The 21387-nt window shown below is 71.6% G+C and carries 23 protein-coding genes; 9 read left to right on the top strand and 14 right to left on the bottom strand.

Annotated elements, in window-relative coordinates:
• Window positions 1–21: 21 nt before the first annotated feature.
• The 5 genes from O9Y01_RS19835 to O9Y01_RS19855 form a co-directional block, all read right to left on the bottom strand.
• Window positions 22–660, bottom strand: a complete 639-nt coding sequence (locus O9Y01_RS19835) for a D-sedoheptulose-7-phosphate isomerase (RefSeq protein WP_269633353.1) — start codon at window positions 658–660, stop codon at window positions 22–24.
• A complete protein-coding gene (locus O9Y01_RS19840; RefSeq protein WP_269633354.1) occupies window positions 657–1586 on the bottom strand; it encodes a bifunctional heptose 7-phosphate kinase/heptose 1-phosphate adenyltransferase in 930 nt (309 codons plus the stop codon). Before O9Y01_RS19840 ends, O9Y01_RS19835 begins: the two co-directional genes overlap by 4 nt.
• The gene (locus tag O9Y01_RS19845) at window positions 1583–2038 is read right to left on the bottom strand and encodes an adenylyltransferase/cytidyltransferase family protein (protein ID WP_269633355.1); all 456 of its coding nucleotides are present in this window, start codon (window positions 2036–2038) and stop codon (window positions 1583–1585) included. Before O9Y01_RS19845 ends, O9Y01_RS19840 begins: the two co-directional genes overlap by 4 nt.
• Window positions 2039–2230: 192 nt before the next feature.
• The gene (locus O9Y01_RS19850; protein ID WP_269633356.1) at window positions 2231–5038 is read right to left on the bottom strand and encodes a hybrid sensor histidine kinase/response regulator; all 2808 of its coding nucleotides are present in this window, start codon (window positions 5036–5038) and stop codon (window positions 2231–2233) included.
• Window positions 5039–5272: 234 nt separating this feature from the next.
• Window positions 5273–5434: a hypothetical protein gene (locus tag O9Y01_RS19855; protein ID WP_269633357.1), complete on the bottom strand. Its 162-nt coding sequence runs from the start codon at window positions 5432–5434 to the stop codon at window positions 5273–5275.
• 200 nt (window positions 5435–5634) lie between these two features.
• On the opposite strand from O9Y01_RS19855, the gene O9Y01_RS19860 reads away from it, so the two are divergent.
• Window positions 5635–7290 carry a sigma-54-dependent transcriptional regulator gene (locus O9Y01_RS19860; protein ID WP_269633359.1) on the top strand — a complete coding sequence of 552 codons (1656 nt, stop codon included), beginning with the start codon at window positions 5635–5637 and terminating at the stop codon, window positions 7288–7290.
• On the opposite strand, the gene O9Y01_RS19865 is transcribed toward O9Y01_RS19860, so the two are convergent.
• Window positions 7230–8486 (bottom strand): glycosyltransferase, encoded by a 1257-nt coding sequence (locus O9Y01_RS19865; RefSeq protein WP_269633361.1) that lies wholly within the window; start codon window positions 8484–8486, stop codon window positions 7230–7232. The genes O9Y01_RS19860 and O9Y01_RS19865 overlap by 61 nt on opposite strands.
• A 52-nt stretch (window positions 8487–8538) precedes the next feature.
• On the opposite strand from O9Y01_RS19865, the gene O9Y01_RS19870 reads away from it, so the two are divergent.
• Together O9Y01_RS19870 and O9Y01_RS19875 are read left to right on the top strand one after the other, a co-directional pair.
• Window positions 8539–9291, top strand: coding sequence for a hypothetical protein (locus O9Y01_RS19870; RefSeq protein WP_269633362.1), 753 nt, complete (start codon window positions 8539–8541; stop codon window positions 9289–9291).
• Window positions 9210–9638 (top strand): hypothetical protein, encoded by a 429-nt coding sequence (locus O9Y01_RS19875; RefSeq protein WP_269633601.1) that lies wholly within the window; start codon window positions 9210–9212, stop codon window positions 9636–9638. The genes O9Y01_RS19870 and O9Y01_RS19875 overlap by 82 nt, the downstream gene beginning before the upstream one ends.
• Here O9Y01_RS19875 and O9Y01_RS19880 read toward each other — a convergent pair.
• Window positions 9550–10197 carry a D-glycero-alpha-D-manno-heptose-1,7-bisphosphate 7-phosphatase gene (locus O9Y01_RS19880; protein WP_269633363.1) on the bottom strand — a complete coding sequence of 216 codons (648 nt, stop codon included), beginning with the start codon at window positions 10195–10197 and terminating at the stop codon, window positions 9550–9552. The genes O9Y01_RS19875 and O9Y01_RS19880 overlap by 89 nt on opposite strands.
• Window positions 10188–11036, bottom strand: coding sequence for an SDR family oxidoreductase (locus O9Y01_RS19885; protein ID WP_269633364.1), 849 nt, complete (start codon window positions 11034–11036; stop codon window positions 10188–10190). The genes O9Y01_RS19880 and O9Y01_RS19885 overlap by 10 nt, the downstream gene beginning before the upstream one ends.
• 272 nt (window positions 11037–11308) lie before the next feature.
• Here O9Y01_RS19885 and O9Y01_RS19890 point away from each other — a divergent pair, with 272 nt between their 5' ends.
• From O9Y01_RS19890 to O9Y01_RS19905, 4 genes are all read left to right on the top strand, one after another.
• Window positions 11309–11611, top strand: coding sequence for a DUF883 family protein (locus O9Y01_RS19890; protein WP_269633365.1), 303 nt, complete (start codon window positions 11309–11311; stop codon window positions 11609–11611).
• Window positions 11612–11622: 11 nt separating this feature from the next.
• Window positions 11623–12177, top strand: coding sequence for a hypothetical protein (locus O9Y01_RS19895; protein WP_269633366.1), 555 nt, complete (start codon window positions 11623–11625; stop codon window positions 12175–12177).
• Window positions 12170–12745, top strand: coding sequence for a hypothetical protein (locus O9Y01_RS19900; protein WP_269633367.1), 576 nt, complete (start codon window positions 12170–12172; stop codon window positions 12743–12745). Before O9Y01_RS19895 ends, O9Y01_RS19900 begins: the two co-directional genes overlap by 8 nt.
• A gap of 66 nt (window positions 12746–12811) precedes the next feature.
• Window positions 12812–13321: a DUF421 domain-containing protein gene (locus O9Y01_RS19905; RefSeq protein WP_269633368.1), complete on the top strand. Its 510-nt coding sequence runs from the start codon at window positions 12812–12814 to the stop codon at window positions 13319–13321.
• Window positions 13322–13359: 38 nt separating this feature from the next.
• Here O9Y01_RS19905 and O9Y01_RS19910 read toward each other — a convergent pair whose 3' ends face one another.
• From O9Y01_RS19910 to O9Y01_RS19925, 4 genes are all read right to left on the bottom strand, one after another.
• Entirely contained in the window at window positions 13360–13821 is a 462-nt protein-coding gene (locus tag O9Y01_RS19910) for a PA2169 family four-helix-bundle protein (RefSeq protein ID WP_269633369.1), read from the bottom strand.
• Between the two features lie 103 nt (window positions 13822–13924).
• Window positions 13925–16261: a hybrid sensor histidine kinase/response regulator gene (locus O9Y01_RS19915; protein WP_269633370.1), complete on the bottom strand. Its 2337-nt coding sequence runs from the start codon at window positions 16259–16261 to the stop codon at window positions 13925–13927.
• A gap of 35 nt (window positions 16262–16296) precedes the next feature.
• Window positions 16297–17433, bottom strand: a complete 1137-nt coding sequence (locus O9Y01_RS19920) for an AI-2E family transporter (protein ID WP_269633372.1) — start codon at window positions 17431–17433, stop codon at window positions 16297–16299.
• A gap of 36 nt (window positions 17434–17469) precedes the next feature.
• Entirely contained in the window at window positions 17470–17787 is a 318-nt protein-coding gene (locus O9Y01_RS19925) for a BON domain-containing protein (protein WP_269633373.1), read from the bottom strand.
• Window positions 17788–18187: 400 nt separating this feature from the next.
• On the opposite strand from O9Y01_RS19925, the gene rpoN reads away from it, so the two are divergent.
• The gene (rpoN, locus tag O9Y01_RS19930) at window positions 18188–19633 is read left to right on the top strand and encodes an RNA polymerase factor sigma-54 (RefSeq protein WP_269633374.1); all 1446 of its coding nucleotides are present in this window, start codon (window positions 18188–18190) and stop codon (window positions 19631–19633) included.
• A gap of 33 nt (window positions 19634–19666) precedes the next feature.
• Here rpoN and O9Y01_RS19935 read toward each other — a convergent pair whose 3' ends face one another.
• Window positions 19667–20035: a hypothetical protein gene (locus tag O9Y01_RS19935; RefSeq protein WP_269633375.1), complete on the bottom strand. Its 369-nt coding sequence runs from the start codon at window positions 20033–20035 to the stop codon at window positions 19667–19669.
• A 157-nt stretch (window positions 20036–20192) separates the two neighbouring features.
• On the opposite strand from O9Y01_RS19935, the gene O9Y01_RS19940 reads away from it, so the two are divergent.
• The gene (locus tag O9Y01_RS19940; protein ID WP_269633376.1) at window positions 20193–20387 is read left to right on the top strand and encodes a hypothetical protein; all 195 of its coding nucleotides are present in this window, start codon (window positions 20193–20195) and stop codon (window positions 20385–20387) included.
• A 111-nt stretch (window positions 20388–20498) separates the two neighbouring features.
• Here the strand turns inward: O9Y01_RS19940 and O9Y01_RS19945 are convergent, their stop codons facing one another.
• Window positions 20499–21356 (bottom strand): PRC-barrel domain-containing protein, encoded by an 858-nt coding sequence (locus tag O9Y01_RS19945; protein WP_269633377.1) that lies wholly within the window; start codon window positions 21354–21356, stop codon window positions 20499–20501.
• Window positions 21357–21387: the final 31 nt, after the last annotated feature.

Below are 21387 nucleotides of genomic sequence, written 5' to 3' on the forward strand. Positions count from 1 at the left end.
GCGGCCTTTCCCCGGCAGGGCTCAGCAGCCCGCCGCCGGCTGGGGCGCGGCGAGGCCCAGGCCATGCTCGATCTGGGCACACAGTGCATGGCCGATGAAGATGTGGGCCTCCTGGATGCGCGCCGTGTCCTCGTGCGGCACCACGATGCACTGGTCGCAGAAGCTGGGCATGTAGCCGCCGTCCCGGCCGGTGAGACCCACGGTGTGCAGGCCGGCGGCCCGGGCCACGGCCAGGGCTCGCAGCACATTGCGGGACTTGCCTGACGTCGAGATGCCGATGGCGCAGTCCCCCGGCCGGCCCAGGGCCGCGACCTGGCGGGCGAAGACCTCGTCGTAGCCGTAGTCGTTGGCCACGCAGGTGAGCACCGAGCTGTCGGTGGTCAGGGCCATGGCGGCCAGGGGGCGGCGCTCGCGCTGGAAGCGGCCGCTGAGTTCGGCGGCCAGGTGCTGGCTGTCCGCCGCCGATCCGCCGTTGCCGAAGAAGAACAGGGTGTGGCCGGCGCGCAGCACGGCGGCAAGCTGCCGGCCGATCTGGCCCACCAGCACCTGCTGCCGGTGCAGCTCATGGAAGACCGACTGGTGCTCCTGCAGCAGGCGGTGGAACAGCTGGCCCAGCTCGTCGACCTGGGGCTGGGCGGGCAGGCATGAAGCGGCCTTCATGCGGAACCTTCCTCGAAGATGCCCATCTCGGCCAGGCTCAGCCGCGCGGTGCCGAACTTGCCCACCACGATGCCCGCCGCCCGGTTGGCCGCGCGCACGGCCTGTTCCAGGCTGGCGCCGCGCACCAGGAAGCAGGTGAGGGCGGCCAGGGCGGTGTCGCCCGCGCCGCTGACGTCGTAGACCTCGCGCGCCTCGGCCGGCACGTGCAGGGTGGCGCCGCCGCGCGAGTACAGCGTCATGCCCCCGGCGCCGCGCGTCACGAGCAGGTGCTGCAGATCCAGCCGGGCCATGAGCGCCTGCAGCTTGCCCTCCAGGTCGGCCTCGTCCGTCCAGTTGCCCAGCGCCGCCTGCAGCTCGGCCAGGTTGGGCTTGAGCAGCCAGGCGCCGCGGTAGGCCGCGAGATCCGGGTTCTTGGGATCGACCAGGGTGCGGCAGCCCGCCCGGCGCGCGTCCATCAGCAGCTGCGCGCTCTCGCTGAGCGTACCTTTGCCGTAGTCCGAGAGCAGCAGGTAGCGCACCTGCGGCAGCAGCGGCCGGACCAGGGACATGAGGGCCTCGGCCACCTCGGCCGGCAGGGGCTGTTCGATGTCCATGCGCAGCAGCTGCTGGCGCTGGCTGACCATGCGAATCTTCTGCGTCGTCGGGAAGAGGTGGCTGCGCACCCAGTGGCGCTCGATATGGGGATGGTCCAGCAGGCGTTCCAGGCACAGACCCGCGGCGTCCTCGCCCACCGAGCCGGCCAGGCGGCAGGGGCAGCCCAGGCTCGCCAGGTTCAGCGCGACATTGGAGGCGCCGCCCGCCCGCGGGTCGCGGCGCTGCATGCGCAGCACCGGCACCGGCGCCTCGGGCGAGATGCGCTGCACGGCGCCTTCCAGGTAGACGTCCAGCATGCAGTCGCCCACGATCAGCACTTCGGGCGGCTTCATCGGCTCGCCTCCCGCCGGCCTTCGGAGGCGCTGCCCCGGATGCGCTGCAGCAGCGCCGTCGTCGAGTGCCCGGCGGCATAGGGCTCGATCTCCGTCCGCCCGCCCCAGGCGGCGACGAGGGCGGTTTCTGGCAGGCGCTCGGCGTGGTAGTCGCCGCCCTTCACGTAGACCTCGGGCTTCAGCAGCGCCAGCAGCGCGGCGGGCCCGCTGTCGTCGAACCAGCTGACCCAGCTCACGCAGCCCAGGGCCGCGACAAGGCGCGCCCGCTGCGGCAGCGGCAGCACGGGGCGGCGGCCCGGCTTGCCCAGCCGGCCGGCCGAGGCGTCGGTGTTCAGCGCCACGAGCAGGCAGGCGCCATGGCGGCGCGCCCGCTCCAGGCAGGCCACATGACCGACATGGAGCAGGTCGAAGACGCCATTGGTGAACACCAGCGGCCGCGGCAGCCGGGCCATGAGAGCGGGCAGGGCTGCCGGCGCCAGGCATTTGCTCGAGCTGTCCCAGGCGTTCTGCACAGTGCAGTGCCTCCATGTTGAAAGAGTGATGCGCCAGGGCAGCGGGCGTGCCCGGTCCTGGGCAGCAAGCGGGCATCGGGCGGAACGAAGGACTTGCCGCAAGGATTGCCGCGACCCAGCGCCACGGCGGGCTCAGGGCGCCGAGGTCTCGGCGCTGCGCGGCTGCTGCGCGGCCGTGGAGATCAGGCGCAGCACATGTTCCGGGTCCACCGGCTTGGTCAGGTGGTGGTCGAAGCCGGCGGCGATGGCCTCGCGGCGATCGGCCTCCTGGCCCCAGCCGGTGATGGCGATCAGCACCGGGTGCTCCCCGCCGGGCAGGGCGCGGATGGCGCGCGCGACCTCCTTGCCGTCCTGCAGGGGCATGCCGATGTCCAGCAGGCAGACGTCGGCCGGATCGGCACGGAAGGCCGCCACGGCCTGCTCGCCGTCGTAGGCGCAGCTCACCCGGTGGCCTTGCATCTGCAGCAGCGCGGAGAGGCTCTGCGCCGCTTCCTCGTTGTCATCGGCGATCAGCACATGCATGGGACGGGCCGGCTGCGGCCGCGGCGAGGCCGGAGCCGGCTCGCGCGGACCCGGCTGGCTGACATGCAGCAGCGGGATGCGCACGGTGAAGCAGCTGCCGCAACCGGGGCCGTCGCTGGCGGCCGTGATGCTGCCGCCGTGCAGGTCCACGAGGCCGCGTGCCAGCGCCAGCCCGATGCCCAGGCCGCCGCCGGGCTTGCCTTCGTCGCCGCTGCCCAGGCGGGTGTACATGTGGAAGACGTCACCCAGCGACGCCGGTGGCATGCCGATGCCGTTGTCGCTGACCTCGATGCACAGCTCGCCCTTGCCCGCCCGCGCCCGCAGATGGATCTCGCCGCCGGGCTCGGTGTACTTGGCCGCGTTGCTGAGCAGGTTGGCCACCACCTGGGAGAGGCGCAGGGCATCGGCGTCGAAGCGCAGCGGGCGGCGGGGCAGCTCCAGCAGCAGGCGGTGCTGCTTGGCGTCGATGAGGGGGCGCACCGCCTCGACCGCATTGTTGATGATGCCGCTCAGCTCCGCGCGGTCCAGGCGCAGCAGCAGCGCGCCGCGGGCGATGCGGGAGATGTCCAGGAGATCGTCCAGCAACAGGGCCATGTGGCGCACCTGGCGGTCGATCAGCTCGTTGCCCCAGCGCTTCTGCTCCTCCGTGGCCTCGGGGGCGCTGGACAGGTGGGCGGCCTGGCGTATCGGCGCGAGCAGATTGCGCAGCTCGTGCGCCAGGGTGGCGATGAACTCGTCCTTGCGGCGGTCGGCGTCGCGCAGCTGCTGATCGTGCCGCCTGCGATCGCTGACATTGGCCGCCCACACCGCCAGCGAGTGGCCCATGGGCGAGACGATGCAGTGGAAGTGCTGCTCCAGCCCCCGGCCGCCCTCCGGTGCGCTGAACTCGAACTCGCAGGTCTCGTTGCGCAGCAGCGCGCGCTGGCACTGGGCCAGCAGGTCGGGGCGGCGCTGCCAGACACCCACCAGGATGTCCTGCACCGGCCGCCCGACCAGCTGCTCGCGCCGGCCCTTGAGCGCACGGACCGTGGCGGCGTTGAGGTAGTCCAGGCGGAAGTCTTCCAGCTGGCCGCTGTCATCGCGCACCGGGCTCAGCACGACGAAGGGCACGGCCGAGGCCTCCAGCACGGCCTCGAAGCGGAGCTCCGAGGCCTGCAGCGCCGCGCGGGTGCGGGCACGCTCGATGAAGAGCACGGCCTTGTTGGCGCACATGTCCATGGCGGTCCGCTCGCGCGCATTGGGCAGCCGCGCCTCCTGCAGGAACAGGCTCATGGCGCCCATCAGCTCGCCCTGGTCGCTGATCAGCGGCAGGGCATGGGCGGCATGGAGCCGGCGGCCGGTCATGAGGGCGCGGATGGGCTGGCAGCGGGGGTCGCTCTGCATGTCCTGCACCATGAGGCGGGCCCGTTCCTTCATGGCCATGCCGCAGATGCCGCCGCCATTGACCAGGCGCTCCAGCTCGGCGGCAGGCATGTCAGAGAAGCCGTGCTGGGCCATGATGCGGGGCCGGCCGTCGTCCAGCATGCTGATGAGGCCGGCGCTGCTGTGGTGGATTTCAAGCGCCGTGGCCAGCACCTGCTCCAGCTGCTCCTCAAGGGTGCCCGGCGCCAGCAGGCGGCTGCTGAGCTCGTGCAGGCGCCGCAGGTCCTCCAGCTGCTCGCCCAGCGCCGCCTTGGCGCCCTGCAGGTCCACCTCGGCGCGCTTGCGGGCGCTGATGTCGATGCCGGCGCCCTGGACGCGGGTGTGGCGGGTCTCGATGTCCAGGCTGACCTGGCCGCACAGCAGGACCCAGTAGGGCAGGCCGTCGGCATCGCTGAGGTTCAACTCGTGGAGGAAGAAGCGGCTCGGGCCGGTGGCCAGGCCGTCCAGCACCTCGCGCAGCCGGCGGGCCGAGACCCCCGGCAGCAGGGCAAGCCAGGCATCCAGGGCCTGGGGGGCGGGCGACCAGGGCAGCTGCAGCATCTCCGCGAAGCGGGGCGAGGCCTGGAGGCTGCGGTGCTGCAGGTCCAGCTCGAACAGGCCCAGGCCGGCCTTCTCGACGATCTGGCGCTGCTGCTGTTCGGACTGCTCGGCCTTCAGCACAGACTGCTGGACGTGGCGCAGGCGGTGCGCCACGAGCGCCAGCAGCGCCCCGCCCAGCACGGCCTGCGCCGCCAGCGCCCCCACGGCCGGCGCAGGGGCCAGGCCCAGGGCGCCACCCAGCCAGGGCAGCGCCAGCCCGCCCAGCAGCAGGGTGAGGCCCGGCAGCGGGCCGGCCAGGACGCAGCAGACCAGGGCCAGCGGCACGGCGGCCCAGGGGGTGCTTGCAATGGAGGGTGACTGCTGGACGACGGCGTGCTCGCAGAGGGTGGCAAGAAGGGCCGTCGCCAATGCGAGGGCGTGCGCCTGCCAGCGACTCGGGCTCCCTGCAGTTGGCATGGGTGTCTGCCCCTATGGGTACTCAATCGGCTGTCCTGGCGCGGGCTCCGCGGATTCTGAGGGGAAGGGAGCCGGGCCGGGCGTGCCATTGAAGCACATCAATGGTGGTGTGGGAAAGCATCGATCCCCTCAGTGCCGCATGCTGCCTGGCATCGCAGGGAATGCCAACGCCCGTGTCGTCTGGCTTATGGAACGTTTGCGCACGCGCCTGCACAGCGCCGGGGTGTCGCAGGCTCAGGGCAGGGTGGCCTTGCGACGCCGATGGGTGCGCTGCACGCAGCAGACGCCCATGAGGCTCAGCGTGAGCAGGCCGAGCCATGTCAGGCGGCGGTTGCTGCGGCTGCATGACCCCTTGGACTGAAGGGACTCAGGGCCCTTGAAATGCGATGAATACATGGAACTCTCCGATTGGCATGCAGTGCGGGCCTCGGGCAATGGACGTTCCTGCGGCAACAAAGGGCAGTGTCACAAGCTGATGCAAAAAGAGCGCTCGCGTCTTGAACATTTCACGCGTCAACGTTGCAAGATGCACGCAGCCTCTCTGCCTGCATCCGTGCGGGCAGCAAGGCGCTCATGAGACCTGGAAGGGAGATGGCGTGGCACATGCGCTGATCGTTGATGACGATGGCGATTCGGTCGAATCGCTGCAAGCACTGATCACGGCCGAACAATTCACGGTGTCCGTTGCCCATAACCTGAGGGACGCCCGGCGGCACATCGCCCTGCAGCAGCCTGACCTCATCCTGCTGGATCTCGAACTGCCCGATGGCAACGGCATGGACCTCTTCACCGACCCCCAGCTGGTGGCCAACTCGGAGGTCGTGCTGATCACCGGCCATGCCTCGCTGGAGACCTCCATCCAGGCCTTGCGCCTGGGCGCCGCGGACTACCTCGTCAAGCCCATCAACCTGCGCCATCTGCAGGGCGTGCTTTCGCGCGTCACGCGGCCCGCGGTGCTGAAGGCCGAGGTCGCCGACCTCAACGCCCACCTGGCCGAGGACGGCAACTTCGGCCATCTGTGGGGGCGCGCGCCGGCCATGCTGCCGGTGTACGAGCAGATCTCGCGCGTGGCGGGCACGGGCGTGTCGGTCTTCATCCTGGGCGAGAGCGGCACCGGCAAGGAGCTGGTGGCCCAGACGGTCCATGACCTCAGCCGGCGGCGCAAGAAGCCCTTCCTGGCGGTCAACTGCGGCGCAATCTCGCCCAACCTCATCGAGAGCGAGATCTTCGGCCACGAGAAGGGCGCCTTCACCGGCGCCGACCACCAGCACCAGGGCTTCTTCGAACGCGCCAGCGGCGGCACGCTCTTCCTCGACGAACTGACCGAGATGCCCCTGGAGCTGCAGGTCAAGCTGCTGCGTGTGCTGGAGACCGGCCGCTACATGCGCGTGGGCTCCACGCAGACCATGGAGGCCGATGTGCGCGTGATCGCCGCCTCCAACAGGCCGCTGATCCAGGCGGTCGAGGCCGGCAAGCTGCGCGAGGACCTGCTGTACCGGCTCAATGTCTTTCCCATCGAGCTCCCGCCCCTGCGCGACCGCCTGAGCGACGTCCCCCTGCTGGCGCGCCACTTCCTGAGCGCGATCGGCGCCAAGGAAGGGCAGCACAAGCAGTTCACCGTGGCGGCCATGGAGCGCCTGTGCCGCTATCGCTGGCCGGGCAATGTGCGCGAGCTGCGCAATGCCGTGCAGCGGGCCTATGTGATGGCCTCGGGCGAGCTGATCACCGACCAGTGGCTGCCCGCGCCCGACCTGCCTGCCGCGCCCGGCAGCGTGGAGTCTCCGCCTGGCGTGCTGCTGGTTCAGGAGCCGCCGCCCCAGGGCGCCCTCGGCGCCCTCGGCGCCTTCGGCGCCGTACCGTCGGAGGGCGAGGGGGCCACCGGGCCGGGCGTGCCGCTCGGCACCGGGCTTGCTTCACCTGTCTATGCCGCCACGGCCGCCACGGCCGCCACGGGCCCGCTGGTGGCAGCGTCGGGCATGGCGGCCGGGGATGGCATGACAGCGGGCATGTCCCCAGGGTTGGCGGCGGCCGGGACCGGCGCCACCAACGGCGTGGAGCAGGACGCGCTGCTGGTGCCCATCGGCTGTTCCATGGCCGAGATCGAGCGGCGCTTCATCCTCGCCACGCTGGCGCACTACAAGCAGCACAAGGAACGCACCGCCGCCGTGCTGGGCATCAGCTTGAAGACGCTCTACAACCGCCTGAAGGAATACGCGGCCACCGAGTCCGACTGGCCCGAGGGCAGGCCCTGAGGCCGGCCGCGCTGCAAGGCTCCGGCGGGATTCATCAGCGCGGCATAGCGGCGCATCATCAGCCCGCTCACGCGGGACCAGTCCAGGGTGCGGGCCCGGCACAGCGCGAGGTCCAGGCGCAGTGCCTCCGGATCGTCCAGCGCCTGGCGCATGGCAGCGGCCCATTCGGCGGGGCTGGCGCTGTCGACGGCCAGCGCCACGTCCGCGCCCAGCTCGCCCAGGCCGGCCCGGCTGCTCAGCACCACCGGCGTGCGGCAGGCCATGGCCTCCAGTGCGGCCAGGCCGAAGGTCTCCTGATCGCCGGCATGCACGAAGGCATCACAGCTGGCCATGATGCGGGCCAGGCCCGACGGGTCCGCCACCGGCGGCAGCAAGCGGACTTGCGATCCCGAGGGGGCACAGGGGCCGGCGCCCACGCACAGCAGCACATGGCCGGGCCCGAGGGCTCGCACCGCACGGGCCAGCAGGGGCAGGCGCTTTTCCGGCGCAAATCGCCCGCAGTACAGCAGCAGTCGCGTGCCGGGCGGCAGGCCCAGCTCGCGCTTGAGCCAGCGCGCCCAACCGCCCTTGCGCGCGGCCGGCCGGAAGGTGCTGCAGTCCACGCCCAGGGGCTGGTACTGCACCTGGTCCAGGCCGCAGAGCCGCAGCTGATGCTCCAGCGAGCGGCTGGGCGCCAGCACCAGGTCGAAGCCGCCGTACAGGCGGAGCAGGTAGCGCTGGGCCCGTTCACGCGCCCATGCGCCGGCCCTGCGGCCGCCCAGCTGTCCCGCCCATCGTTCCAGCAGGGCCGGAAGATGGCTGTGGCAGAAGGCCACGGCCGGCACGCCCAGCTGCTGCGAGGCCTCCAGGCTGGCCCAGCCCAGCACGTAGGGGTCGGCTGCCTCGATGAGGTCCGGCTGGGCCTGCTTCATCAGGGCGACGGCACGGCGGCGGTCCACGACGAAGCGGTAGCCGCCCGAGCGCGGCAGGCTCAGCCCGCCACAGGCCAGCAGGCCGGGGCCCTGGCCCTCGGGGACCAGCAGGCTGTGGCGCCAGCCCGCGTCCAGCAGCTGCTGACGCTTGGCACTGATCACGCGCCGCACGCCGCCGGTGGGGCTGCTGCTCCAGAACATCGTGGCGTCCAGCACGTGAGGTCCGGGCGCTGCGTCCGGAGCCCGGGCGGTCTGCGAGGGAAGTGAGAGGGTCGGGTCTTGCATGGCAGCGGCTCAGCAAACCCTGTGCCCGGCACGCCGGCTGCCGCCGCACAGCATGGCGCGCTCCACCCCCGCACCGGCCCCCACGGCCCCGACCACGCCCCTGCGCTGGACCCCCAGCGACAGCCCCGGCCTGCGACGCGAGGGCCCGCCAGGCCGGTTCCGCTATCGTCTGCCGGATGACCGCCTGCTGCGCGCGGGGCCTGAGCTGGCCCGGATCCGCGCCCTGGCCATTCCGCCGGCCTGGCAGTCCGTCTGGATCTCGGCCGATCCCCGGGCCCATCTGCAGGCCACGGGCCGGGACCCGCGCGGCCGCAAACAGTACCTCTACCACCCGGCCTGGCGGCAGCAGCGCAGCGAGCACAAGTTCGCCCAGCTGCTGGACTTCGGCCGCGGCCTGCCGCGACTGCGCACGCGCCTGCGCCGCAGCCTGGAGACCGGCAGCACGCCGACGCGCGCCCGCGTGCTCGCCGCCCTCGTGCAGCTGCTGGACTGCAGCTGGATGCGCATCGGCAACGACAGCTATGCCCGCGAGAACGGCAGCTACGGCCTCAGCACCCTGCGCTGCCGGCACCTGCGGCTGCAGGGGGAGGCGCTGCACCTGCGTTTCATCGGCAAGACGGGGGTGGCTCATCATGTGAGCCTCAGCGATGACGGGCTGGCGGCGCTGGTGTGGCGCTGGTGCGGCACTGCCGCGAGCTGCCGGGCGACGAACTCTTCCAGTACCTGGACCAAGCCGGGCACGTTCACCGCGTCAGCTCGGCGGACGTCAACGCCTGGCTGCTCGAACAGCTGGGCCCTGGCATGACGGCCAAGGTGTTCCGGACCTGGCATGGCAGCGTGCTGGCCCTGGACCTCGTGCTGGCCGCGGCGCTGCAGGACCAGGCCCCGGACGTGCCGGCCCTCGTGCGCCAGGTGGCAGGGCGCCTGGGCAACACACCCGCGGTGTGCCGGGCGTCCTCCCTGCATCCGGCCGTGCAGGCCCTGGCGGCCGAGCTGGCCGATCCGGCCCGGCGCCAGGCACTGCGGCGCGAGCCCTGGCTGCAGGTGCCGCGGCGCCGTGGCCTCAGCCAGACCGAGGCCCGGCTGATGGCGATGCTTGCAGCGGCCCGCCCTGGGCCAGCAGCAGCGCCTCGAGCTCGGACCACTGCCTGACGCGGTGATCCGGCTCGCGCAGGGGGCTCATGCGCCACACGGTCTCGCCGCCGCAGTCGAAGAGCAGGCTGCGGCAGCCGGCGCGATGGCCGGCCTCCACGTCGTCCAGGGTGTCGCCCACCATCCAGGAGCGGGTCAGGTCCAGCTTGAGCTGGGTGGCGGCCTGCAGCAGCAAGCCGGCTGCCGGCTTGCGGCAGTGGCAGGCCGGCGCGCCGGCGTCGTCGGGCAGATGGGGGCACAGCAGCACGCCGTCGAGTTCCACGCCGTCGGACTCGCGCAGGCGCTGCCGCAGGGCCTGCTCCAGCAGGTCGAAGGCGGCCCGCGTGAACAGGCCACGCCCGATGCCGCTCTGGTTGGTGATCATCACGAGCGCGAAGCCCGCCGAGGACAGGCGCGCCAGGGTGCTGCCTGCACCCGGCATGAAGCGCAGCCGGGCGGGGTCGACGTTGTAGGGCACGTCCTCGACCAGGGTGCCGTCCTTGTCCAGGAACAGCGCGGGCGCCCAGGGCCTGCGGCTCTGCCTGGCCCTCAGGGCCGGCAGGCGCGCGCTCAGGGCCACGAGCTTTCCCGCTCGGGCAGCACCGTGAGCTCTGCGATGCAGGTGCCGCGCGGTTGCTCCAGCACATGGCGGATGGCGCGTGCCACATGGGCCGGGTCCTGCAGGCGCTCGGGGTCCAGGTCGGGGAAGCGGTCCAGCAGGAAGGGGGTCCGCATGCCGCCCGCCACAATGGCGCAGACGCGGATGCCCTGCTCGCGCAGCTCCGCATGCAGGGCGTGCGAGAGCCCGAGCAGCCCCCATTTGCTGGCATGGTAGGCGCTGGCGTTGGGCCAGGCACGCTTGGACGCCGTCGAGGCAATGTTGATGATGTGGCCGCCACCGCCGGCCTGGCGCGCCATGCAGTCCGCCGCGTACTTGCTCAGCACGAAGGGACCGGACAGATTGGTGTGCAGGATGCGCAGCCAGTCCTCCACCTCCAGCTCGGCCAGGGGCGCGGTGACGTCGGTCGCAGCATTGTTGATCAGCGCGTCCAGGCGGCCGAACTGCTGCTCGACACGGCCGATGGCCAGGCGGCACTGGGCCGGGTCGGCCACGTCCAGCGCGAGCGGCATCACCTCGATGTCCAGCGGGGCCAGTGTCGCGGCCTGCGCTTGGGCGCGCTGCAGGTCCATGTCGGCGAGCACCAGTCGGGCGCCCTGCCGGCCCAGCTCGAGGCTCAGCGCGGCGCCCAGGCCCTGGCCGCCACCGGTGATCAGCACCACGCGGCCCTTGAGGGAAAGCGGCCTGGGGGCTTCGCCGGCCTCGCTGTCGGGGCTGAGGAAGAGGTCCTGGGTCTTCGGCGTGGCCGCAGCAGCGGACCGGGTGGAGGAAGTGGAGGTGGCGGAGGAAGCTGGATTCATGCTGTGTTCCGGGCAGGAGGCCTCGCGGGCCGGGGTGGAAGGGAGGGGCTGCTGCACGCCGCCCCGAGCCCCTGAGCACGCGGCATGCCGGCCGTGCTGACCGCCTGTCCGCCTGCCCGGGTAAGCCTTGCAGCAGGATTTCCTGCGGCCTGGCCGGGGGATGGCGCGGAGCGGTGGCATGCCGCTTGCCCCAGGACGCCGGCAGGTCTCTGCAGGGTGAGCCGGAGCGCCGGCCTCCTTCTCCTGATCTTTGAAAGGAATGCACGATGGGCATGAATGAAACGCACGGTGGCGTGAGCAGCGCCAGGACTGAGGCCGCGGACCTGGTGGATCGCACCGCACAGGGCGCGCACCAGACCGTCGACCGCCTGGCCCAGCAGGCCGCGCCTGCGGTCCAGAAGCTGCAGGACCAGATGGAGAACGCCGGCGAGATGCTCCAGGAGCGCGCCGAACAGATGCGCGACATGGGTCGCCAGTGGCGCGAGGGCCTGCGCAGCAGCGTGCGTGAGCATCCCCTGACCACCGTGGTCGCGGCCCTGGCCGTCGGTGCCCTGATCGCACGGCTCTCTCGGTGACGGCGCCGCCCATGCCGCCGGGCATGGAGCCCGGCTCGGCTCGCGAGGGCCGCGACAGCCCGCCCGACGACGGCCCGCCCTCCGGCTGGCTGGGCGGGGTACAGACCCTGGTGCTGAGCTTCGTGGGTCTGCTGGGCGACGGCCTGGAGCTGCTGTCCCTGGAGCTGCAGCGCGGCCTGCGCCTGCTGGAGCGCCTGCTGTGGCTGTCGCTGCTGGGGGCCGCCGCCCTGTTCACGGCCTGGCTGTTCTTCTGGATCGGCCTGGCCGTGGTGCTGACGGACGCCGGCATGATGTGGCCCCTGGCCTGCGCCATCGTGGTGCTGGGCAACGCCGGCGTGCTGGCCATGTGCCTGTCACAAGCGCGGCTGCTGCGCCCCATGTTCGCGATGCCGGCGCTGCGGCGGCAGATGGGTCTGGGCAGCGAGGAGTCCCAGGCCGAGGCCGCCCGGGCCCAGGCGGCTCGCGACTACGCAGCCCGGCACGGCGCTTCCGGCGCTGCACCGGACGCCTCTGACACATCGTCGGGCCCCTCCCGCGCGGGTCCGGATGAAGGCCGCCATGATTGAACGCCCCGAGTCCTCGCCCCCCCGCAAGCCTTCGGCCGAGTCCGATCTGGAACAGCAGATCCTGGCGATCGAGGTGCGCATGCTGCAAAGACGCCGCCTGTTGCTGGGCTCATGGAACGAGGTCGAGCATGCGGTGGACCAAGTGCTGGCGCCGCGGGCCTGGCTGTGGCCCCTGGCCCTGGGCGGCGTGGCTGGCTGCCTGCTGGGCCTGCTGTGGCGGCGGGGTGACCGCGGCGCCACGCCTGCGTCTCGATCGGCGCACCGTGGCCAGGCCCACGCCCACGCCCACCACGGCGCCAGCGCGGCCGGTGCCGGTGCCCTGGCCGGAGCCCTGGCTCTGCTGGGGCCTTGGCTGCGCAGCCTGCTGACGCCCCTGGTGCACCAATGGCTGCGGCCCGCCGTGCTCGAGGCCGCCGAGGGGCTGATGCTGGCCCTGCTGGGCGGGGTGCTGAAGACACCGGCCCAGCGCCACCACGCCCGGCCGGTGGGCCCGGCCGCTGCCACGCCCACGCCTGCGGCTGCCGCGCCGGCCGGCTCCCGGCCGCCTGCCGCACCCTCGCATGACTGAGTGCCCGGGGGCGGGCGCCGCCCCGCCCCCGGCTGCAAAGGGTCAGGTCTTGCCTTTGAACGGATGGTGAACGCCTTGCCCCCCTGGCCGCCCTTGCCCGACTGGTCGTCCGTACTCGCCTTCTCCCTGCACCCGCTGGAGCTGGCGCTGCGCGGAACGGTCATGTACTGGCTGCTCTTCCTGATGTTCCGCTTCGTGCTGCGGCGCGACGCCGGCAGCATCGGCCTGGCTGATGTGCTGCTGGTGGTGCTGATCGCCGACGCCTCGCAGAACGCCATGGCCGGCGAGTACCGTTCCATCGGCGACGGCGTGGTGCTTGTGGGCACCATCGCGGGCTGGAACTGGGTGATCGATTGGGCGGGCTACCGCAGCCGTTTGCTGCGGAAATTCCTGCAGGCGCCTGCCACGCTGCTCGTGCGGGACGGCCAGGTGCTGCAGGCCAGCCTGCGGCGCGAGCTGATCACGCGGGACGAACTGATGGGGGCCTTGCATCGCGAAGGCCTTACTCAGCTGAACGAGGTGGCGCGCGCCTGGATGGAGAGCGACGGCTCCATCACCGTCGTGCCGCGCGACTGAGGCCTTCCGGCCTTCGCCGCGCGGCCCACGGCCTCAGATCAGGCCCGGTGCTCGGTGGCGCGGGCTTCGTCGCGCAGGCGCCGGACCTGATCATGGTTGCGCTGCACGCCGTTCATCTGGCGTTGGACCACCAGCAGCACGTCCGCCGGCAGGTCCTGCTGCAGGGCCTTGCGGTAGCGGGCCACGGCGGCGTCCTCGCCGCGTTCGCATTCCTCCAGCATGGCCACGTCGCTGTAGCCGGCCAGGGTGCCCTTGACGCTCACCCAGCCGCGGTGCATGGCGCCGCTGACGCTGCCTTCGTCCTCCGCCTTGCCGCCGTACTGGCGCACCAGCTGCTGAAGCTCCAGGGCGGCTTCTCGGCATTCCAGGGCCCGTGCCGCGAAGATCTGGCGGATGCTGGCGCTGCGCACATGCTCGGCGCTGGCGGTGAAGCCGTACTCGCCGTCCTTGCAGGTCTCGATCAGGTTGTTGAGCGTGTCGACGACATCGTCCTTTTCCATGGCTGTGCCTCCGAAAGTAGTGACTCGGCGCCGGCGGGTGCCGGCGCTCGCAGCGAGGCAGCAAGCCTTGTGCCCGGTCCCCGCGTGCACCCCTCAGGTGCCCTCAGTCCCGTGTGGCCTGGGGCCCGCTGATGGCGCGACGCAGGGCGTCCAGCAGCTGGGCGGGGGAGCAGGGCTTGCGCAGCACGATCAGCGTGGGGTCGTCGGTGACGGGCGTCGCGCTGTAGCCGCTGATCAGCACGGCGGGCAGCTCCGGCCGCATGGCGCGCAGGGCCTTGACCAGCGTGAGGCCGTCCATGCGGCCGGGCATCATCACGTCGGACAGCACAACGTCGATGCCCGCGCCGGTGCCGAAGCGCCGCAGGGCCTCGTCGGCGTCGTAGACGCACAGCACCTGGCAGGAGAAGGAGCGCAGCAGCGTGGCCGTGACCCGGCTGAGCTCCTCGTTGTCCTCGACCAGCATCACCCGGGCGCCCGCCAGGCTGCTGGTGGCACCGGCCTCGGCGCCGGCCTCTGCCGGCGCGCGCGTCTGGCTGGCCGGCAGCAGCAGGCTGACGACGGTGCCACCTTCCGGCGGGCAGTGGATGCGCGCCGTGCCGCCGGCCTGCACGCAGAAGCCCAGCACCTGACTCAGGCCCAGCCCCGTCGCGCGGCCGACGGGCTTGCTGGTGAAGAAGGGCTCGAAGACGCGGGGCAGGATGTCCGGCGGGATGCCCGGGCCGTCGTCCGCCACCTTGATCAGCACATAGGCGCCCGGCGCGAGTCCGGCCAGCTCGTCCTCGCGGGCATTGCGCAGGCTGAAGTGCACCTTGCCCGCGCCGTTGAGGGCGTCCCTCGCATTCAGGGCGATGTTGATCAGGGCCAGCTCCAGCTCTGCCGGGTCTGCCGTCACCAGGCGCACGCCGGGCTGGAGGTCCATGCTCAGGCTGACGCGCTTGCCCAGCACGGTGCTCAGCAGCGCCTCGAGGTCCTTCAGCGTGCTGGCCAGGTCCAGGGACTGCGGATGGACGGCCTGCTGCCCTGCAAAGCGCAGCAGGTGCTGGGTCAGGCGGCTGCCGACCTCCACCGAGCGCCGGATGGCGCTCAGCGGTACCTGCAGCGCCTCGTTGTGAACATGACGCTGGATGAGGTGGGCGCTGTTGCTGATGACGCCCAGCAGGTTGTTGAAGTCATGGGCGACGCCGCCGGTCAGCCGCCCCAGGGCGGCGATGCGCTGGCTGCGCGAGCTGAGCTGCTCGGTCTCCCGCGTGCGCTCCACGGCCTCGTTGACCCGCTGCTCCAGCTCGCTGCGGGAGCGCCGCATGGCCTCGCTGGCGTTGACCAGGGCGCGCGAGACGTAGTCCCATTCCTCGATCCCCGTGGGCTGCTGGCGCAACGGCCCGCCCGTCTGCAGGGTTTGCGCCATGGAGGTCAGATCGTCCAGGGGCCGCGCGATGCGCCGGCTGAGCCACAGCGCGCCGGCCAGGCCCATGGCGAGCAGGACCATGGCGCCCAGCAGCACGGGCAGCAGGGACTGCAGCTGACCGCCGGCCAGGCGCTCGCGTGGGGCGGTGATGATGAAGCTCCAGCCCTGCGAGGAGGTGCTGAAGTAGGTCAGCACCGCCTGCCCGTTGGGGTTGCGGCCCTGCAGCAGCGCCTCGTCATGGGCCTGCATCAGGGCGCTCAGGGCAGGCCAGGCCGCCGGCTCGGTGAGGGCGGGGCCGCCCGAGGAACTGGCCACGATATGGCCGCGCCCGTCCAGCACGGCAGCGGTCCAGTCCGGCGGGAGGTCCTGATGGTTGATCAGGCGCTGCAGTTCCAGGGGCACGATCGTGACCTCCAGGTTCGCCAGCACATGCCCGCGCCGCTCCACCGGCTGCACCAGCGAGGCGTGAGACGGGATGCCATGGCGGCCCGGTTCCAGCGAGCCGACCATGGGCCGGTTCGCCAGCGGCGGCGCGCCGGGCTCGCGCGGGCGGCGCGAGGAGAGGGGCTCCTCACCGGTCGAGGGCGCAAGGCGGGTGCTGAAGAGGACCTCGTCCGGCGTGCTCAGCACCACCCAGCCGTCCAGGCCCTGCACGGCGCGTCGGGCCTGGGTTTCCAGCAGCTGAAGCTGGGCGGGCTCGATGTCGGGCAGCGTGTCCAGGGTCCGCGCCAGGGCCAGCACGCGGGCGATGGCCGCGCGCTGGGCCAGCTCGCGGTCCACCACCATGGACAGGGCGCGGGCATCGTCCCGCAGATGGCGCACCAGGCGCTCCTCGCCGGCCCGCCACGCCGCCCAAAGGGCCGCCAGGGTGCCGGGCAGCACCACCGCAAGCACCAGCATGACCAGGCGCGTGCGCACCGACATGGTCAGCCGTGGCGCGTGCTCGCGCAGCCGGGCGCCCCAATGCCGCAAGCGCTGCCAGCCCGAGGAATCGTGGGCGGCAGGTGGGGGCTCCACTTCATCGCGTTCCAGCATGGGTCGACATCCAACACGGCAGACACCGCCCCCCGTCAGCCCGGAACCTTGGGCAAGGAGCGACCAGGTCCCAGCAGGCTGCGCAGGCTCGCGCAAGGCCGGCTGCTGGCAGAGAGGTAGAGGGCAATGACACGCAGTTTACGGTTGCGCCGGCAAACGCAGCGAAGGCAGATCAGCAGGGGCACGGCAATCAGGGCGCCTGCCAGGCCCCACAGCCAAGCCCACAGCAGCACCGACAGGAACACCGAGAGCGGATTGATGGCCAACCGGCTGCCGATCAGCCAGGGGCTGACCAGATTGCTCTCGATGGCATGGATGGACAGGAAGGCTGCCGCCGGCAGCAGCAGCTGCAGGCCCTGCGCATCGGTCATGGCGCCGGCCAGGGCGAGGGCCGCGGCGGCGACCCACGGCCCGATGTAGGGGATGAAGTTCAGCAGGGCCGCGGCCACGCCCCACAGGCCCGGGTTGGGCAGCTCCAGCAGGCTCAGGGCCAGGGCGGTGGCGAGGCCCACGCCGAGATTGATCAGGCTGAGGGTCAGCACATAGCGCGAGAGGTCCCGCTGCACGGCGCGCAGCCCGCCCAGCACCACGGCTCGCAGGCGGGGACGTGGCGGGAGGACCTCGATGCAGCGCGACAGCAGCCAGTGCTCGGAGGCCAGGAGGAAGTAGAGCAGGATCACGGTCGACGCCGCCGAGAGCGTGAAGCGCACCCCTTCCGTGAGAAGCGAGCCGGTGAGCGCGACGCCCTCGCTGGCCAGCCGGGCCTTGACGGAGTCCGTCGCCTCGACGGCGCCCTGGGCCCGGCCGCTGCCGCTGCGCAGGCCGGGAAACTCGCCCCGCCAGCGGTCGATGCGTGAGAGCACGCTGCCCAGTGCGCGGGGGGCGCGCTCCCACCACTGGGCCGCGGGCTCGGCCAGCAGCGCCGCCACCGTACCGCCGGTGCCCAGCAGGGCCCCCACGAGCAGCGCGGCGCCCAGGGTCTCGGGAATGCCGTGCCGCCGCAGCCGCCGCACCGCCGGCGTCAGCACAAAGGCCAGCATCAGCGCGATCACCACCGGCACCAGCAGCGAGCGCGCTTCCCGCAGCAGGAAGAGCAGGGCGATGACGAACAACCCCCCGATCGCCCATGCATTGCGCATGACGATCCAGGACGCGAGGCGTTCCGCGGGCACCCAGGTTTCCTGCTGCAGACCGTTCGCCGCCGGCGCCTACTTCTGCGGCGCGCTGACGACGATGTTGTTGCGCACGCCCTTCACGTCAGGCACGCCCGCGGCGATGGTGCCGGCATGGTCCTTCTCGGTCTGGCTGGTGGCGAAGCCCGAAAGCTGGACCGTGCCCTTGAGCGTCTCGACATTGATGCGCATCGCGGCGACCGTCGGGTCTTCCGCCATGCGCGCCTTGACGCGGGTGGTGATGGTGGCGTCGTCCACATACTGGCCGACGGAGCTTTGACCGCTGGTGACGGCACAACCCTGCAGACCTGCGAAGGAGAGGGCCACGGCTGCGGCAAAGAGGACATGCTTCATGTGCTTGCTCCGAAGTGACGGGGTTTGCGGGCAGGGCCCGCTGTCCCTCCGGGCAATTGCCGCGCCTGGCCTGCACCAGCGCTGCAGCTGGGGTCGCAGCGCGCGCGAAGGAATTGCCGCAAGTCTTGCCGCGAAGGCCCCCGGGATCGGGGGGTGTGGGCGCTGATCGCCCGGGCCAAAGACCCTGATGGCCGCTTGTACGGCTGCTTACATGCGTCAGGCGGTTCGTGGGCAGGCGCCGCCATGTCCGTGAAATCCCAATGAATTCGCGGTGCTGCGCGAGAAAGTGCTGCGGGCAAGCGCGCCTCCCAGGCGGCGCACGGACAGCGGGCAGCGGCGGGCCGGCATGCAAGTTGCGAGTCACCGCTCATCCGTTCAATCACGTCATGGGAGTGCGCAATTGATCTTCACCGAACTTCGAACCTCGCAGCGTCAGACGCAGACCCTGTCACCGCGCCTGCAGCACGCGGTCCGGCTGCTGCAGATGTCCTCGCTGGACTTCAGCGCCATGGTGCACGACATGCTGGGACGCAATCCCTTCCTGGAGACCGCCGAGGGCGCGGACGGCACCGAGGAGACCGAGCTTCCCCTGGCCCCGCCGCCCGCGGAGCCCACGCCCACGGAGCTGGCCGAAGCGCCGCCGCCGGTGGAGGCCGCCGAAGCCGACCTGGCGGACGACAGGGAAATCTGGAATGCCGAGGGCGGCTCCGGCGGCAGCCGCCCGGAGGACGGCGAGTTCGGCGCCCTGGACCTCACGCCCGTCCCCCAGAGCCTCCACGACCATCTGCGCAGCCAGATCAATGTGCTGAACCTGCCCGAGCGTGACCATGTGCTGGCCTGCATCGTGGCGGAGTCCGTGGACGAAGACGGCTACCTGCGCACCCCGCTGGAGGAGCTGGCGCCCCTCAGCGGCCTGGAGCCTGCGGCGGACATGGACGAGATGCAGATCGCCCTGAAGCGCGTGCAGTCCCTGGACCCGGCGGGCGTGGGCGCCCGCACGGTGGCCGAGAGCCTCTGGCTGCAGCTGCCGGGCATCGACTGCGAGCACACCCGCGGCCTGGCGGAATGCATCGTGCGGGACCACATCGAGCTGCTGGCCACGCGCGACATGCCGGCCCTGGCCGAACGCCTGGGCGTGACGCCGGCCGAGGCCGAGGCCGTCTGCCTGCGCCTGCGCCGCCTGGATCCCCGGCCGGGCTGGCGCTTCAGCAGCTCGCAGGCCGCCTACATCGTGCCGGATGCGCTGACGTCGAAAGTAGGTGGCCAGTGGCGCGTACAGCTGAACCCGGCCGTCATCCCGCGGGTGCGCATGAACCAGGTCTATGCCGAGCTGTTCCAGCGTCACCGCCGCCAGGGCGACAGCGAGATGGCCAGCCATCTCCAGGAGGCGCGCTGGACCCTGCGCAACATCGACCAGCGCTTCGCCACCATCATGGACGTGGCTGCCGCCATCGTGCGCCGCCAGCGCCATTTCCTGGAGTTCGGCGCCATGGCCATGAAGCCCCTGGGCCTCAAGGAAATTGCTGATGAGGTGGGCATCCACGAGTCCACCGTCTCGCGGGTGACGAACAACAAGTACCTCGCCACGCCCAGCGGCGTCTATGAGCTGAAGTACTTCTTCTCCCGCGCCATCGTCAGCAGCAACGGCAGCGCCTGCTCGGGCACGGCCATCCGCGGCCTGATCAAGGACATCATCGACGCCGAGAATCCCAGCACGCCCTTGTCCGACGCCGACATCACCCGGCTGCTGGCCCGCCAGGGCCTGGTGGTGGCGCGGCGCACGGTGACCAAGTACCGGCAGATGCTGAAGATCGACGCGGTGGAACGGCGCCGCCAGCATGCCTGAATCGCGCGTCCCCGGGCGCCCTCGGTGGTGCGCTCAGCGGCGCCCAGGAGCGGCCCCCGGGGGAGGGGGCGGACCGGCCGCGGGGTCCATCAGTTCCTTGCGCCGCTGGGCATCGAGGCCGGGGGTGGCGTGCAGGTCGGTGTCCACCTGGCCCTGGGCGAGGTCGGCCGCGGCCTGGCCCATCACCTCGCGCTGGCGCTCGCCCGCCGCTCCGCTGCCGTGCGGCGCCGTCGAGGCACTGCCGCTGGACTCGTCCCGCTCATGGGGCAGGGCCAGGTCGTGATCGTCGGGAGGCAGCGGCGAGCCGGGCGCCACGGGGCCGTGGTCCAGTCCATCGCTGGGTTTGCCGGGCCGATGCGGACGGTCCCCCGGGCGGCGCTCATGTGATCGTTTCGAGTCCATCTCTTGTCCTTCGTTCAGGGCCACGGCACGGCGCCGTCCGTGCTGCGGGCAAGGCGTGCGCCCAGGGCACACGGTTTGCTCCGCAAGGGTCGACGGCACCGCGCCACGACCGGCCGCGGCGCCTGATGATGAGGCCCACAACCCAGGAGTTATAGCGATGATGATTCCCCCCCCGACTCACCGATCCAAGGCCGTGCTGCTGTGCGCGGCGGCCCTGCTGTGCCTGTCCGCCTGCGAGCGGCGCAATGACGTCCCGGCACCGGACACGGGCCGCACGAGCACCCAGCCCGACCTGCAGGCCTCCGCCCCGTTGCCGCAGACGCCGGCCTCCTCGGCCAGCTCGGTGCCCTGAGCGGGGCGCCGGCCGGACGCCACCGTCAAGAAGAAGGGGCGACCTCGGTCGCCCCTTCTTCTGCCCGGCCCAGGCCTGAGGCCGGGCCGGTGTCTCCCTGAGCCGGGTGCGTCAGCGCGTGGCCGCGCCCAGCCGGTCCAGCGTGGCATCCACCTGGCGGCGGTAGTTGGGATCGTTGACATCGGGCCACTGCTTCTTCTCGAAGCCCTGCTTGGCGTCCAGCTGCTCGCGCGGCACCAGCAGGACCAGGTCGGCCTTGGTGTCCGCCGGGAAGCGCAGAGACTTCATCGGCAGCGTCAGCAGGCGGTCGTTCATGTTCCAGGAGCGGTCGAAGTCCAGCACGGCGTAGCGCAGGCGGCCCGTGGCCATGGACACCACCAGGTCCTTGATCTCGCCGGCGTTCTTGCCGTTGCTGTCGTCGACGTTCTTGTCCATCAGTTGGCTGGCGCGCAGCAGGTGCGCATTGGGCTTGGGCATGATGCGAGCGCCGGGGCCGAAGTGGCGCTCGATCGAGCTGTTGTAGTCCGGCGAGGTCCAGTCCGGCCAGTGCTTGCGCTCGAAGCCGGGGGCGCGGCGCAGGCGTTCCTTGTCCACGTCCAGCACCAGCTCGTCGCGGTCCATGGAATGGCGGAACACCGTCAGGGGGTAGGCGAAGAGCTTGTCGCCCAGCCCCAGAAAGCCGCCGAAGGACAGGATGGCGTAGTGAATGACTTCGTTGTTGACGTCAATGATGAGGTCATTGATTTCCCCGAGCTTTTCTCCCTGCGGATTGCGCACGTCCTTGCCGATCAGCTGGCTGACGCGCGCATCGCGCGATGTCGCCTGGGCGACCTGCCGGGTGGCGGTGGGGCTGCTGGGCGGGGTGGCGGTCTGGGCTTGGCTCGTCAGGGCGGCCAGGCCCAGCAGGGTCGCGATCCACAGGGGGCGCAAGCTCGGTTGGCCGTGGGCTCGTTGAAATTTGTCGTGCATGGAGGGCTCCGAAGTTGAGGGGCTTGATCGG

It is taken from the genome of Pelomonas sp. BJYL3, from assembly GCF_027257975.1.
In the GTDB taxonomy this organism is placed as follows: Bacteria; Pseudomonadota; Gammaproteobacteria; order Burkholderiales; family Burkholderiaceae_C; genus Roseateles_B; species Roseateles_B flavus.

Excerpts from the sequence above, each read along its gene's own strand:
- O9Y01_RS19890 (WP_269633365.1), top strand. The coding sequence starts at position 11,309 with ATGAATGAAACGCACGGTGGCGTGAGCAGCGCCAGGACTGAGGCCGCG.
- O9Y01_RS19900 (WP_269633367.1), top strand. The coding sequence starts at position 12,170 with ATGATTGAACGCCCCGAGTCCTCGCCCCCCCGCAAGCCTTCGGCCGAG.
- O9Y01_RS19895 (WP_269633366.1), top strand. The coding sequence starts at position 11,623 with ATGCCGCCGGGCATGGAGCCCGGCTCGGCTCGCGAGGGCCGCGACAGC.
- O9Y01_RS19885 (WP_269633364.1), bottom strand. The coding sequence starts at position 11,036 with ATGAATCCAGCTTCCTCCGCCACCTCCACTTCCTCCACCCGGTCCGCT.
- O9Y01_RS19870 (WP_269633362.1), top strand. The coding sequence starts at position 8,539 with ATGGCGCGCTCCACCCCCGCACCGGCCCCCACGGCCCCGACCACGCCC.
- O9Y01_RS19915 (WP_269633370.1), bottom strand. The coding sequence starts at position 16,261 with ATGCTGGAACGCGATGAAGTGGAGCCCCCACCTGCCGCCCACGATTCC.
- O9Y01_RS19940 (WP_269633376.1), top strand. The coding sequence starts at position 20,193 with ATGATGATTCCCCCCCCGACTCACCGATCCAAGGCCGTGCTGCTGTGC.
- O9Y01_RS19855 (WP_269633357.1), bottom strand. The coding sequence starts at position 5,434 with ATGTATTCATCGCATTTCAAGGGCCCTGAGTCCCTTCAGTCCAAGGGG.
- O9Y01_RS19840 (WP_269633354.1), bottom strand. The coding sequence starts at position 1,586 with ATGAAGCCGCCCGAAGTGCTGATCGTGGGCGACTGCATGCTGGACGTC.
- O9Y01_RS19850 (WP_269633356.1), bottom strand. The coding sequence starts at position 5,038 with ATGCCAACTGCAGGGAGCCCGAGTCGCTGGCAGGCGCACGCCCTCGCA.
- O9Y01_RS19845 (WP_269633355.1), bottom strand. The coding sequence starts at position 2,038 with ATGGCCCGGCTGCCGCGGCCGCTGGTGTTCACCAATGGCGTCTTCGAC.
- O9Y01_RS19935 (WP_269633375.1), bottom strand. The coding sequence starts at position 20,035 with ATGGACTCGAAACGATCACATGAGCGCCGCCCGGGGGACCGTCCGCAT.
- O9Y01_RS19945 (WP_269633377.1), bottom strand. The coding sequence starts at position 21,356 with ATGCACGACAAATTTCAACGAGCCCACGGCCAACCGAGCTTGCGCCCC.
- O9Y01_RS19910 (WP_269633369.1), bottom strand. The coding sequence starts at position 13,821 with ATGGAAAAGGACGATGTCGTCGACACGCTCAACAACCTGATCGAGACC.
- O9Y01_RS19925 (WP_269633373.1), bottom strand. The coding sequence starts at position 17,787 with ATGAAGCATGTCCTCTTTGCCGCAGCCGTGGCCCTCTCCTTCGCAGGT.
- O9Y01_RS19865 (WP_269633361.1), bottom strand. The coding sequence starts at position 8,486 with ATGCAAGACCCGACCCTCTCACTTCCCTCGCAGACCGCCCGGGCTCCG.
- O9Y01_RS19835 (WP_269633353.1), bottom strand. The coding sequence starts at position 660 with ATGAAGGCCGCTTCATGCCTGCCCGCCCAGCCCCAGGTCGACGAGCTG.